The sequence below is a fragment of the Micromonospora sp. NPDC005254 genome, assembly GCF_042872525.1.
In the GTDB taxonomy this organism is placed as follows: domain Bacteria; phylum Actinomycetota; class Actinomycetes; order Mycobacteriales; family Micromonosporaceae; genus Micromonospora.
Map to the genome: position 1 here is coordinate 337,109 of NZ_JBIAKM010000009.1, position 12,651 is coordinate 349,759.

Consider the following 12,651-nt stretch of genomic DNA (forward strand, 5'->3'; position numbering starts at 1 on the left):
GGGTGCTCGCCACCGCTCGCGTGTTCGAGCCAGGCTTTCGCGGCGGCGGGCCGATCCGCTCCCTGCGGTTCATCCTCGACACCCTGCCGGACGACCTCGACGTCACACTGGTCACCGGGGACCGGGACCTCTGCTCGTCCGCACCCTACCCGGGCCTGTCCGGTCGACTGGTGCGGCGCGACGACCGCTGCGCCGTCTTCTACCTCGGCCCGTTCGCGCTGCGGCATTGGGTCCGACTCGCGCGGCACGTCCGGTCCCGCCCGGTCGATCTGATCTACGTCAACAGCCTCTGGTCGCTCTTCTCGGTGCTGCCGATCCTGGCGGTGGCGCTGCGACTGGTACGCGTCCGCGCCATCATGCTGGCCCCGCGCGGCGAGCTCTCGCCCGGCGCGCTCGCCATCAAGTCGCGCAAGAAGCGACTCTTCCTGGCGGTCTGGGCCCCGCTGCTGCGTCGGCTCGACGTGCGCTGGCAGGCGTGCAGCTGGCTGGAGGAGAAGCAGATCCGCGCCGCCATGCCCTGGGCGCAGATCATGGTCAATGGCAACGAGTGCCCCATCCCGGAGCTGCCGGCGCCCCGGGCCGTCGCCCACGACGGGCCGCTGCGGTTGGTGTTCGTCGGCAGGATCTCCCCGATGAAGAACCTCACCAGGGCGTTGGAGGCGGTCGCCGGCGCCACGCACCCGCTGGAGTTCGACATCTACGGTCCGCGGGAGGACGAGCAGTACTGGGCGGGCTGCCGGCGCCTCATCGACGCGATGCCCGACCACGTCCGGGTCCGCTACCTCGGGGAACTCGAGGCGGACGAGGTGATGGCGACCTTCAGCCGATACGACGCCTTCCTCTTCCCCACGCTGGGCGAGAACTACGGGCACGTCATCCTGGAGAGCCTGGCGTCCGGCTGCCCGGTGGTCTGCTCCGACGCGACGCCGTTCAGCGAGTTGATCGCCGACGGCGGGGGAGCGGTGGTCCGGCCGGCAACCGCGGCCGCGCTGAGCGAGACCCTCGACCGGCTGGCCGACCGCTCGGCCGGGGAGCGCGCCGAGGCGAAGGAGACCGCGGGCCGGCGGTACCAGCTCTGGCGACAGCAGCTCCGGGAACTCAACGTGCTGGACCACGCCCGGCGATTCTGCGCCTGACCCGGCTCGCCGTCACTCGGGCTGGAGCTACCTCGTTGCAATGGTGGGGCCCGCGTGGGTGGGTCCGTCGTCTGCCACCCCGGTAGGCCCGATGAGCGAGGACAGCACGTGCCCAGTCGCGTTCGTACGATGGTCCGACGAGTCCGGGACCACCTGGCCGCCACCCGTGACCCCGAGGCGTTCGCGCGGTCCCTGGGGGTGAAGCTGACCGGACGGGTCAGGTTCTACGGCGTCAGCCGGGCGATGTTCGGCTCGGAGCCGTGGCTGATCACCATCGGGAACAACGTCTACATCACCTCCGAGGTGCAGTTCGTCACGCACGACGGCGGCACCCTGATCCTGCGCAAGGACCATCCCGACCTGGACTGGACCGCCCCGATCACGATCGGCGACGACGTCTACATCGGGATGCGGTCGATGATCCTGGCCGGCGTCACCATCGGAAACCGGTGCGTCATCGGGGCGGGCTCGATCGTCACGCGCGACATCCCGGACAACACGGTGGCGGCCGGTGTCCCGGCGCGACCGCTGCGGACCACCGACGAGTACCTCGAACGGTTGCAGGCCAAGTCGCTTGGCATCGGGCACCTTCCCGTCCCGGAGAAGCACGAGGCGATGAAGAGGATCTACGGGGTCACCACCGTCTGACCCCGCCCGCCGGCCGCGACCGACAGCTTAGGCCCGCCGGTACGCGACCCGTGGTGGCGGCAGTTGGTGGACGCCAGCGATGGTGATCGCCCCCAACGCGCCGGTCGTCCCGGTCACCTCGTAACCGAACCGGTCCCCGGTCATCGCCGCCGAACTGGTGCCGAGGTTGAGGGTGGTGGTGGCGGCGCCGGCGCTGCTGGCCCGCAACGTGGGCGGGGTGACACCGCTCGTCTGCCACACGTGCCCGTACCAGTGCCAGCCGGCCGGCAGCACCACGGGGACACTCAACACCGACTCCTTGACGCCGACGGACGTGACGGCGACGCTGCCGAAGTCGGCGATCGGGCCGAGGACGGCGGGACGTCCGGTCGCCGGATCGTGCGCGTACACGCCGTGCCGCATGGTCCCGGTTCCCGTCGCGGTGATCTCGACGCACACCCGGTCGACCGGGGTGGGCTCCGCCAGGTACATCGGGTGCAGCAGCAGCGACTGGTAGCTGCCGGTGTAGGTGACGGGCTCGGTCGGGCCGGCGAGGACGAGGAAGTAGCTACCGCGCGGGCCGGTCACCCCGGGGAGCGGCCCCACCGACGCCGGGTCGGGTTCCGCGCGCCACATCCCGTACCCGGTGGGGACCGGCATGCTGTACGAGATCCCGCCGACGGCGACCCGGTCCGGCACGGTGAGGTTCGTCGGGCCGGCCGGGACCAGCAGCCGGTGGAACAGCTGCGGAGCCGGCATCTGGGCTTGGGCGACCGCCTCGACCCGTTCGATCATCACGAAGTCGTCTGTGGAGTCCGACACGACGATCTCGGTGGCCGCCGAGGGCGGCGCCAGGTAGCGCCGGTAGGCGGTACCGGTCACGGATTCGCCAGCCTCCATGGTGCGACCCCACACCAACTGCGGATAGTTCTTCTTCAGGCTGGAGGTGATGAACCAGCCCTTGGCCGTGGTGTAGCGGGCCCGGATCTCGGGCACGCCGTCGGCGACCGGCAGCAACCCGACGGCGATGCCCCACTGCTGGACCTGGCCGCTGTTCACCACCCACTGGGTCATGCTGCTCGCCGGAATCAGCCGGTTCGTCAGGGTCGCCGGGGTGAAGTCGGTGAGAGCCGCGAGCGTGTCGATGTTCGCCCACACCGACCAGTTCAGGCCGCCGGCCGTGCCGACGTTCGGCATGAACTGCCGGCGGCTACCGCCGGCCACCGGGGTCAACGGACCGCACTGGGTCACTCCGGCGTTCAGGGTGAACCGCTCCAGCGCGGCCACCGTCTGTCCGACCAGCAGGCCGCCCTGCGACCAGCGGTAGACGTTCGAGATGCGGCACAGGGACGGGATCCGCGACATGATCGTCGCGATGGGTGTGCCGATGTTCGCCCTGGCTGTGTCGATCATCCCCCGGTAGGACGGGATCAGGTAGGACTCCCGGATCGTCAGCTCCTGCCCGGTGGACCGGCCGTCCGGCACCGGTCGTCCGTCCAGCTCGACAGCCACCGTGTGGGAGTGGGTGGCCGGGCGGATCTGCACGTCGGGCGTCAGACCCGTGATCGGCACGGTGGCCGTGTGGGTCGCCCCCGACAGGTGGGTGAGCGGCGCGGCCGGCTTGACCCGGGCGCCCTGCGCGATGCCGTCGACGATCGTGTACGGGTTGCCGAAGAGCAGGCTGTTCGCGTTGGTGATGGCCAGCAGGGTGAAGGTGCGTGTTCCGTCGGTCCACTGCGAGCCCACGTCGATTGTCGTCTTGCCGTGGTTGGTGACGACGATCTGGTTGCCGACGTTGTAGCCGTGGTTGCCGCCGACGTACGACCAGCCGGTGTTGATCGGGCAGTTGTCGTCGGCGGTGTCATGGATCTTCGTCCCGACGGCGGACATCACCGGCCACACCTGGGCGTCGGTAGCGGTCGAGGGCACCAGGGTGACCTGGGGGAGACCGGCGTGCCACATGCCGACCATCGCCTCGGCGTACGCCAGGTTGGCGGGCATGACCAGGTCACGAGTGCTGTCGAAGCGCGACCGGACGGACATCAGGGCATTGGACCGGTAGACGATCAGCTCGGGCATGTCGGCACCTCCACCGCGAACACGCTGACGACGAACCTCACTGTGCGCCTTCGGAGCGGAGTTGCCCCTTTTCGGTCAGCACCCGGACAGAGTGAATTTTTCGCCGTCGCCGTCACGCCGGCGGTGTTCAGTCGATGAACAGGTGTTCTGGCGTAAACGGGGGTTTTTATGCGCATTTTAATCACCGGCGGAGCCGGTTTCATCGGGTCCAACCTGGCCCGCGCCGCGATGGTCGAGCCCACCATCCGTGGGGTCACCGTTCTCGACGATTTCTCGGTCGGGCTACGGACCAACCTCGACGGGCTGGACGTCGAGCTGATCGAGGGCTCAATCCTGGACCCGGCCGCCCTGGACGCCGCGATGGCAGGCTGCGAGGCGGTGGTCCACCTGGCCGCGCTGCCCAGCGTCCCCCGCTCGCTGAGCGACCCGTTGGCCTCCCACCACGCGAACGCGACCGGCACCCTGATGGTGGTGGAGGCGGCCCGGCGACACCGGGTCGGGCACGTCCTCGTCGCGTCGTCCTCGTCGGTGTACGGCATGAACCCGGCGCTGCCCAAGACCGAGCTGACCTGGACCCGCCCGATGAGCCCGTACGCGGCCAGCAAGCTCGCCACCGAGGCGTACGCCCTGGCCCACCAGGCGTCGTTCGGGCTGCCGACGTTGGCCTTCCGCTTCTTCAACGTGTTCGGCCCGGGGCAGCGCCACGACCACGCGTACGCGGCCGTGATCCCCCGTTTCGTGCACGCCGCGCTGCGCGAGGAACCCGCCGTGGTGCACGGCGACGGGACGCAGTCGCGCGACTTCACCTACGTCGGCACGGTCTGCGACGTCATCGTCGACGCGCTCCGCCGCCGGGTGCACCACCCGCACCCGGTCAACCTCGCCTTCGGCGCCCGGGCCAGCCTGTTGCGGGTCCTCGACGAGCTTGAGTGGTTGTGCGGCAGGCCGATCGCCCGCGAGTACGCGCCGCCGCGAACCGGCGACGTGGCGCACTCCCTGGCCGACAACGCCACGCTGCGGCAGCTGTTCCCGGACGTCGCACCGGTCGCCCGTTCGGAGGGCCTGCGCGCGACCGTCGAGTGGATGGCCGGTCGGTTGGACGCCGAGCGTGCCGTAGCCGCCGCACCTCGGTGACCCGGGCAGCGAGTCGGGCCGTACCGGAGCCGGTGGTCGCGGCGGCGGCGGTCGCGACTGCCGCGCCACCGGCTGGCACCACTGCCGCGCCCGGCGCGCCGACCTCGGCGGCGTCGAAGGATCGGGACCGCACGGTCACTGTGGGCATCGCCGCCGCGATGGTGGCGAAGGGTATCGGCCTGGCCGCCCCCCTGGTCATCACCCCGGCCTGCTTCCGGTTTCTCGGCGACCAGCGGTACGGCCTGTGGATGGCGGTCACCGCCCTCACCGGGATGGCGTGGTTCGCCGATCTGGGGCTGGGCAACGGGCTGCTCACCCGGCTCAGTCACCTGGCCGACGACCCCCGGCAACAGGCCCGGGAGGTCTCCAGCGCGTTCGCCACCCTCGGCGTGGTCGCGGTGGCGCTGCTGGTGGGTCTCGTGCTGGTGGTCCCCGCGGTGCCCTGGGCCGGGCTGTTCAACGTCAGTGACCCGGGTGTCGCCGCGGAGGCGTCCGCCCTGGTCCTGCTCTGCTTCGGCGCCTTCGTGGTCAACATTCCGCTCTCACTGATCCAGCGGATCCAGTACGCCCGCGGCCAGGTGGTACAGAGCAACATTTGGCAGTCGGCCGGGGCGCTGGCGGCCATGGTGGCCGTGCTCGGCACCATCGCCGCCGGGTGGGAACCACTGGCGGTGATCGCCTGCGCGGTGCTGGCCGTGCCGGTGACCAACCTGCTCAACTGCGTGACCTACTTCTGGTTCCAGGATCGCGGGCCGCGGCCCGGCCCGAAACTCGTGCACCGGGCCACCGCCGTCGGTCTGCTCCGGCTGGGTCTGCGGTTCTTCGCACTCACCACGATGTCGGCGATCGCGCTGAACGTGGACAGCCCGCTGGTCGCGAACGTCCTCGGGCCCACCACGGCGGCGCACTACGCGGTGGTGGGAAAGCTGTTCGGCGCCCTGTCGATCTTCGTGGGGCTGGTCGGCATGACGGTCTGGCCGGTCAACGGCGCGGCTCTGGCCCGGGGCGAGGTGGCCTGGGTGCGTCGCAACACGCAACGCATGGTGCTGCTCTACGGCGTGATCGTGGGGACGATCGGGGTCGTGCTGGTCGGCTACGGACACCGGCTGATCGACCTCTGGGTGGGCGGCATCGATCGCGCCGAAATCCCGGTCAGCGTCCTGATCGGGCTGGCGAGCTGGTCCCTCCTGATCGCGGTCACCTCCCCGCTGATCCTGGTGCAGAACAGCATCGGGCTGCTCCGGCCACAGTTCGTCGGCTGGGCCACGTTCCTGCTGCTGGCCACCGCTCTCAAGGTCTGGGCACTGCGGGAGTTCGGGCTCGCCGGTCTGCCGGTGGCGGCCTGCCTCGCCTACGTGCTCACCATGTGGCCGGCCGCGCTGGTGGGGTACCGCCGGGCGCTGCGCAGGGGAGAGCCGACGTGACCGGGGAGTGCCGGGTGCTGCGGGTCGTTGGTGAGCTGAACTTCGGCGGCACCGAGATGCGGACCGCCGAACTGCTGCCCCGGCTCTCCGCCGCCGGCGTCCAGGTGCACCTGGTGACGCTCAGCGACCGGATCGGTCCCGGCCCGCTGGCCGGCGTGGTCGGCCGGCACGGCGGCTCGGTCACCCCGATCCCGCTCGACCTCCGCTTCGTCGCCCGCTTCCTGGGCCTGCTGCGGCGGCTGCGACCGGACGTGGTGCACGTCGACTGCGCCAACTTCTCCGGGGTGCTGCTCGCGCTCGCCGCCCTGTGCGGTGTGCGTGGCCGCGTCGCCCACTTCCGGGGGGACGACAACCAGCACCGCAACCTGCGCCGACGCGTCTACCGCTGGATTTGTAAACGGTTGCTGCGGATCTCCGCCACCGACATCCTCGGCGTCTCGCCCAGCTCGCTCACCTTCGGCTACGATCCGCGCTGGCGCGACGACCCCCGCTGTCAGGTGGTCCTCAACGGACTCGACCTGGACCGGCTCCGCCTACCCAGCCAGGACGACCTACGCGAGTTGATCGGCGCGCGCCCGGCCGAGCTGGTCTGCGTCAGCGTCGGCCGGGCCTCGCCGGAGAAGCGGCGCTCGCTCCTGCCGCCGATCCTCGCCGAGCTGCGGGCCCGGGGAGTGGAGGCGCACGCCGTCCTCGTCGGGCCGGGCGACGACGCCGACGACGAGCGCGTCCGGGTGGCCGCGGCCGCCGCCGGTCTCGCCGACCGGGTGCACCTGCTGGGCCCGCGTGACGACGTGGGCGGGCTGTTGAGCCAGGCCGACGTGGTGATCCACCCGTCCTGCCTGGAAGGGCTGCCCGGGGGCGTGCTGGAGCCCGTCGCGTTGGGCGTCGGGACGGTGGCCGCCGACCTGCCGGGGGTGCGTTTCATCGACGAGCACCTGCCCGGCGTGACCATCGTCGACACCGATGCCGCGCCGCGGCGGTGGGCGAGCGCGGTGTGCGCGGCGGCGGCGTACACCGAGCAGACCTCGGCCTCGGCGGCGGCGGACCGGTTCGCGCGCAGCGTCTTCGCCATCGACACGGCGGCCGCCACCCACCTGACGATCTACCGACGGTGGGCGTCGGCCCGCCCGCACCGCCCGGTGCGACCCCGACCGCCAGCCTTCTCGACACGAGGAGAGAGATGAACGACCAGACGACCGTGATCGGCCGGCAACCACTTCTGGACGCGGGATCGACCGGGCGGGCCGGCCGGCCGCGTCCCCTGCTGGTGGGCGCGTACGCCTTCCCACACGGGGACGCCACCTCGAACCGACTGTTGCAACTCGCCCGGTCCGCCGCGCCCGACGGCACGCAGACGCTTGTCGTCAACGACTGGCCCTGCGAGGTGGCTGTCCCGGCCGGGCAGTCCGGCGTGGCCGGCATCGACCTGGTCACCCTGCGGATCCGGGGTCGGCACCACCTCACCCGCGCGTCGGCCCGGCTGGCCCGACCGCTGCGGGTGCTGCGGGCAATCCGCCGGGCCGGCGTGGGGCGCGGCGAGGTGAGCGTCGTGCTGTTGCCGATGGCCCTGCTGACCCTCGGCAACTGGGCGACCCTGCGCCTCGTGCTGCGCTGCCCGGTGGTGGTGGACGCCAGCGAGCGCCACGACCGACACCAGTTCCGCCGCGGCTGGCTCACCCCGTACTTCGTCCGGCACCGCTGGTCGACGTTCCTGGCGACCCGGCTCGTCGACCGGGCCACGGCGGTCTCCACCACGTTGGCCGACTACCTGACGGGCCACGGCCTGGACGTGCTGGTGGTGCCGCCGCAGGTGGACTGCGACGAGTTCCGGGCGCCGCAACCACCAGCGATCAGGGACGGCCTGCGCCTGCTCTACGCCGGCGCTCCCGGGCGCAAGGACATGCTCGACGTGATCCTGCGGGGGATCAGCCGGCTCGCCCCGGAGCACCAGCGTCGGGTCAGCCTCACCATCGCCGGGGTCAGCGCCGCGGACGCCGCCGCCCACTCGGACCTGGACGTCGGGGTGCTGGACGCGGTCTCGGCCGACGTGCGGTTCCTCGGTCGCGTCCCGCGCGAGACCGTGCTGACCCTGCTGTCGGAGTCGCACTTCTCGATGCTGGTCCGCCCCTCCGGCGGTTACGCCGCCAACGGATTTCCGTCCAAGGTGCCGGAGAGTCTCGCCGCCGGATGCCCGGTGCTGCTCAACCACACCAGTGACCTGGCCGCCTACGTGCACGACGGGGTCGAGGGGTTGGTGCTCGACGGCAACCGCCCGGACGATATCCGGTCGGCGATCGAGCGGGCGCTGCGGCTGCGGGACGAGGAGTGGACGGCGATGAGCGCGGCGGCCCGGTCGCGGGCCCGCGAGTCGTTCGACTACCGGGCCTGGCGGGACCGGGTGAGCGCCTTCGTGACGGCGGGCCGGGACAACTGAGCCGACGCCCCTCGGCTCGACCGCCCTTGGGAAACAGCTAGCGCAGCACGGCGGTGGGTCGGCGCGGCGCCTCGTCGTCGAACACGCCGGCCCGCCGCTGGCGTGCCTCCGCGTGGGGCAGGCCGGCGCGGACGGCGGCGTCCCGGTCGACGGGGTTCCGCTTCTTCGGCAGGTGCAGCAGCGCGGCGGCGACCACGGTCCAGAACACGTACGGGTAGGTCTGGCCGGTGCCGAACATCGCCGACTCGGTGACCTGGATCAGCAGGCCGGTGACGACGAGCCAGACCAGACCCGCGTCGGCCCGGCGTACCGGCGCCCGCAGGACTACCCGCCCGGCGGCCAGCAGCAGCAGTAGCAGCGGCGGCACGGCGGCAAGCCCCAACTCCAGCAGCAACTGGAGGTAGCTGTTGTGCACCACGCTGACGCCGACGGCGCCGAAGAACTCGTCGGCGCTGGCGAGCTCGAACAGGTGGTTCCGCGACGCGTACCCGAAGCCCAGCGTGGGGCGGTTCTGCCACCACAGGTCGATCGTCGCCTGCCACATCTGGGTCCGCCCGTTGGACAGGTCGCCGCCGGTCGGGTCGGTGAAACGCAGCGCGAACTGGCGCATCCAGGGTGCGGCGAAGATGGTGGGCAGCAGGTTCAGCAGCTGTGCCACCAGCAGCAGGGCGGTCACCCCCGCGGCCAGCCGGACCATCCGGCCGAACCCGTAGCGCAGCACCAGCCAGAGCGCGCCGACGAGCACGGCGATCAGCGCGGTACGCGACTGGGACAGCAGGAGGCTGGCGGCGGCCGGCATCATGCCGAGCAGTGCGACGTGCCGCCGGGACTGCCGGTAGACCGCCCAGCCCAACGGGATCGTCAGGGCGCAGACGATGCCGAGCATGTTCGGGTTGTTGAAGAGGCCCTGGAACCGGGTGACGCTGGAGGTCGCCGCGAGGAGCGTGCCGTCGGCGAAGCCGATGCCGAGACTGACCACGATGGACGCCGTGAGGACCAGGTAGACCACGTGCAGGTCAGCCATCATGACCGTCCGGTCGGGCCACCGCCGCCGGATGAGGACGTGCACCAGGGCGGCCAGCAGCAGCAGCGCGACACCCCGCTGGAGGGTCTCCATCGGAACCACCGACCAGGCGAAGCTCACCGTGGCGAGGCCGGCCATCGCCCAGAGCGCCGCGACGAACACGCGGGTCCAGACATCGGTGCGGGCCGGCGTCCGGCCCGGTAGGCAGAGCCCCCAGAGGACCAGGCCGGCGACCGCCGCGTACCGGGGATAGAAGCTGGCCTCGACCAGCGCCGGCATATTGGACGAGGCGCAAACCAGGAGGCCCATGGTCAGGGCCAGCATCCACCGCCAGCCGTCCACCCGCCGGGTGAAGGCGAGCAGCAGCACCAGCGCCACCAACCCGGTCGCGACCAACGGGACGGTGATGGCCGCGATGGTGGTGACCACCACGAGACACGCCGCGCCGACGAGCAGGCCCAGTTGGCCTATCCGGTTTCCCACGTGATGTCCTTCGAAGTCCGGCCGCTGGCGATGCCGGCGGTCGTCGGGTGGACAGCCCTCAGCGAGGCGCGTCCTGTAGGCCCGGTTGGGCCGGTTCGACAGCCCAGCGGGCCCTGGCGGCGTGCATCGCCCGGATCATGTCCGGCCAGTTCGGTGGCCGATAGCCGGTGGCCTGGGCGAGAGCGTCCGCGTTCATCGACCGGTCGCAGGTGAACTGGTCGTCCGGCACGATGTCACCGGGCCACCCGTACACCTCGGCGATCAGGCGGAGCAGGTCGTACTTGGAGATCGGCTCGGCGGCCACGTGGTAGAGCCCGGTCAGCTCCGTGCGGGGCAGGATCACCGTCCGGAGCAGGCAGGCGAACTCGACTGTCGTCACGCCGCTGTAGACGGCCCGGGTGAAGCCGCGTACCTGCCCCCGCTGGGAGAGGAACCAGTCCACAAGCGAGCGGTTCGTGACCAGCTCGTGTCCGATAATCGATGTGCGGAGGGTGAGCGCGGAACCGCCACGCGCCTCACCCAGCAGCTTGGACCGCCCGTAGAGGTCGGGTGGGTCCGGCAGGTCGTCCTCGACGTAGCCGCCCCGCCGGCCGGAGAAGACGCAGTCGGTGCTGACGTGGATCAGGCGGCTGCCGAGTTGCCCGCAGGCGTCGGCGAGCAGGTGCGGGAAGAGCGCGTTGAGCGTGACCGTCTGCACCGCGTCCTGCACGTCCGGGCGTTGCTTGATCACACCCACGCAGTTGACCACGACGTCCGGCCGCAGGTCCTCGATAAGCTGCCGGAGCTGGCCGAACCGGGTCGCGTCGACGGCCGGGGTGATCCGGTCGAGCAGGCGCCGGGGGTACCACCCCGCGCGGTCCTCGATGCTCCGGGCGACGCCGTGGACGTCGAGGTCCGGAGCATCGCTGAGCTCGCGGATGACCGCGTGGCCGAGCATGCCGGTGACGCCGACGACGAGGACCCGTCGCGTCGGGCGCGGCTCCTCCTCGCCGGGACCGCTGCGTCGGCGGGGGACCAGCTCCGGTCGCTGGCCACCGGTACCGGTGCTCATGCCGTTACGACCGCCGCCGCCGCGGCCTCCACCTGCGCCCGCACCTCGGGCAGCGTCAGCAGCAGCGCCTCGATCTCCGGTACGGACAGCCGCCGGGCGTTGTGCGAGTGGAAGTCGGCCAGGTTGCCGCTCTCGACGTCACCCTCCTCGAAGTAGAGGGAGTAGTTGAGGTCGCGACTGTCCACCGGCACCCGGAGGAACTCGCCGAGATCCTCGACGTGGGCGAGCTCCTCGCGGCTGGCCAGGGTCTCGTACAGCTTCTCCCCGTGCCGGATGCCGAGCACGTTGAACTTCGCCGGGACCCGGAACAGGTTGCACAGCGCGGTGGCCAGATCGCCGATGGTGCAGGCGTCGGCCTTGCGGATGAAGACGTCACCCGGCTGGCCGTACCGGAAGGCGTGCTCCACCAGGTCGACCGACTGCGGCAGGGACATCAGGAACCGGGTCATCGACGGCTCGGTGACCGTCGGCAGCCCGCCCCGCAGGATCTGGTCGATGAACAGCGGGATCACCGATCCGCGCGAGTACATGACGTTGCCGTAGCGCACACAGCAGACCCGGGTACGGGCGTGGGGATTGTTGCGGGAGTGCGCCTGCGCGACCTTCTCCATGAGGGCCTTGGTCATGCCCATCGCGTTGACCGGATAGACGGCCTTGTCGGTGCTCAGCAGCACCAGCGCCTCGACGCCGACCCGCTCGCAGGCGTCCACCACGTTCGCGCTGCCGAGCACATTGGTGCGCACGGCCTCCATCGGGAAGAACTCGCACGAGGGAACCTGCTTGAGAGCCGCGGCGTGAAAGACGAACTCCATTCCCCGCGCGGCCTTGAGTACACTGTCGTAGTCCCGGACGTCGCCGACGTAGTAGCGGACCCGGTCGTCACCGAGGCGGTGCCGCATCGCGTCCTGTTTCGACTCGTCACGGCTGAATACGCGCACCTCGGCGGCCCCGGCGTCGAGCAGTCGGGAGACCATCGTCTGGCCGAAGGATCCGGTGCCACCGGTGATCAGGAATCGCCGGTCCGAAAGCGAGGAAACCACATCTTCTCCTGCCTGTTTCCCGGGGTGCCGTCCTCGGGAAACGGATTCTCGTCGAACGCGACCCTACGCGTGCACAAGAGACGCCGTGACCTCTTCCGGCAAAAGGAGTTCGAGTCGCGTTCGCTGTTTTCAACCGCCCCGCCGACAAATATGTGAACCGCGCTCGGTGCTGTCGAAGTGGCTGTTTGGCTTCCATTGTCGACGCGCCTGAACCGCTTA

10 protein-coding genes are annotated in these 12,651 nt (G+C 70.9%); 6 read left to right on the forward strand and 4 right to left on the reverse strand.

Features of this window, described 5'->3' with window-relative positions:
* The first annotated feature begins 20 nt into the window (after positions 1 to 20).
* Positions 21 to 1,136, forward strand: coding sequence for a glycosyltransferase (locus tag ACFYPR_RS26840; RefSeq protein ID WP_355067306.1), 1,116 nt, complete (start codon positions 21 to 23; stop codon positions 1,134 to 1,136).
* 129 nt (positions 1,137 to 1,265) lie between these two features.
* Positions 1,266 to 1,784, forward strand: a complete 519-nt coding sequence (locus ACFYPR_RS26845) for an acyltransferase (RefSeq protein WP_354856757.1) — start codon at positions 1,266 to 1,268, stop codon at positions 1,782 to 1,784.
* A gap of 27 nt (positions 1,785 to 1,811) precedes the next feature.
* Here the strand turns inward: ACFYPR_RS26845 and ACFYPR_RS26850 are convergent, their stop codons facing one another.
* Complete coding sequence (locus ACFYPR_RS26850) at positions 1,812 to 3,842, reverse strand: hypothetical protein (RefSeq protein WP_387263073.1); 2,031 nt, start codon at positions 3,840 to 3,842, stop codon at positions 1,812 to 1,814.
* 168 nt (positions 3,843 to 4,010) lie between these two features.
* Between ACFYPR_RS26850 and ACFYPR_RS26855 the strand changes: the two genes are divergently transcribed.
* The 4 genes from ACFYPR_RS26855 to ACFYPR_RS26870 are packed head-to-tail and all read left to right on the forward strand — an operon-like array spanning position 4,011 to position 8,834.
* Complete coding sequence (locus tag ACFYPR_RS26855) at positions 4,011 to 4,976, forward strand: NAD-dependent epimerase/dehydratase family protein (RefSeq protein WP_354856763.1); 966 nt, start codon at positions 4,011 to 4,013, stop codon at positions 4,974 to 4,976.
* Complete coding sequence (locus ACFYPR_RS26860; RefSeq protein WP_354856765.1) at positions 4,973 to 6,400, forward strand: oligosaccharide flippase family protein; 1,428 nt, start codon at positions 4,973 to 4,975, stop codon at positions 6,398 to 6,400. Before ACFYPR_RS26855 ends, ACFYPR_RS26860 begins: the two co-directional genes overlap by 4 nt.
* Positions 6,397 to 7,584 (forward strand): glycosyltransferase, encoded by a 1,188-nt coding sequence (locus ACFYPR_RS26865; RefSeq protein ID WP_363936224.1) that lies wholly within the window; start codon positions 6,397 to 6,399, stop codon positions 7,582 to 7,584. Before ACFYPR_RS26860 ends, ACFYPR_RS26865 begins: the two co-directional genes overlap by 4 nt.
* Positions 7,581 to 8,834 carry a glycosyltransferase gene (locus tag ACFYPR_RS26870; RefSeq protein ID WP_387263076.1) on the forward strand — a complete coding sequence of 418 codons (1,254 nt, stop codon included), beginning with the start codon at positions 7,581 to 7,583 and terminating at the stop codon, positions 8,832 to 8,834. The genes ACFYPR_RS26865 and ACFYPR_RS26870 overlap by 4 nt, the downstream gene beginning before the upstream one ends.
* 37 nt (positions 8,835 to 8,871) lie before the next feature.
* Here ACFYPR_RS26870 and ACFYPR_RS26875 read toward each other — a convergent pair whose 3' ends face one another.
* The 3 genes from ACFYPR_RS26875 to ACFYPR_RS26885 are packed head-to-tail and all read right to left on the reverse strand — an operon-like array spanning position 8,872 to position 12,432.
* Positions 8,872 to 10,341: an O-antigen ligase family protein gene (locus ACFYPR_RS26875; protein ID WP_387263079.1), complete on the reverse strand. Its 1,470-nt coding sequence runs from the start codon at positions 10,339 to 10,341 to the stop codon at positions 8,872 to 8,874.
* Between the two features lie 58 nt (positions 10,342 to 10,399).
* Positions 10,400 to 11,392 carry an SDR family oxidoreductase gene (locus tag ACFYPR_RS26880; protein WP_354856773.1) on the reverse strand — a complete coding sequence of 331 codons (993 nt, stop codon included), beginning with the start codon at positions 11,390 to 11,392 and terminating at the stop codon, positions 10,400 to 10,402.
* The gene (locus ACFYPR_RS26885; protein WP_354856776.1) at positions 11,389 to 12,432 is read right to left on the reverse strand and encodes a polysaccharide biosynthesis protein; all 1,044 of its coding nucleotides are present in this window, start codon (positions 12,430 to 12,432) and stop codon (positions 11,389 to 11,391) included. Before ACFYPR_RS26885 ends, ACFYPR_RS26880 begins: the two co-directional genes overlap by 4 nt.
* Positions 12,433 to 12,651 lie beyond the last annotated feature (219 nt).

Excerpts from the sequence above, each read along its gene's own strand:
- ACFYPR_RS26845 (WP_354856757.1), top strand. The coding sequence starts at position 1,266 with ATGGTCCGACGAGTCCGGGACCACCTGGCCGCCACCCGTGACCCCGAG.
- ACFYPR_RS26850 (WP_387263073.1), bottom strand. The coding sequence starts at position 3,842 with ATGCCCGAGCTGATCGTCTACCGGTCCAATGCCCTGATGTCCGTCCGG.
- ACFYPR_RS26855 (WP_354856763.1), top strand. The coding sequence starts at position 4,011 with ATGCGCATTTTAATCACCGGCGGAGCCGGTTTCATCGGGTCCAACCTG.
- ACFYPR_RS26870 (WP_387263076.1), top strand. The coding sequence starts at position 7,581 with ATGAACGACCAGACGACCGTGATCGGCCGGCAACCACTTCTGGACGCG.
- ACFYPR_RS26880 (WP_354856773.1), bottom strand. The coding sequence starts at position 11,392 with ATGAGCACCGGTACCGGTGGCCAGCGACCGGAGCTGGTCCCCCGCCGA.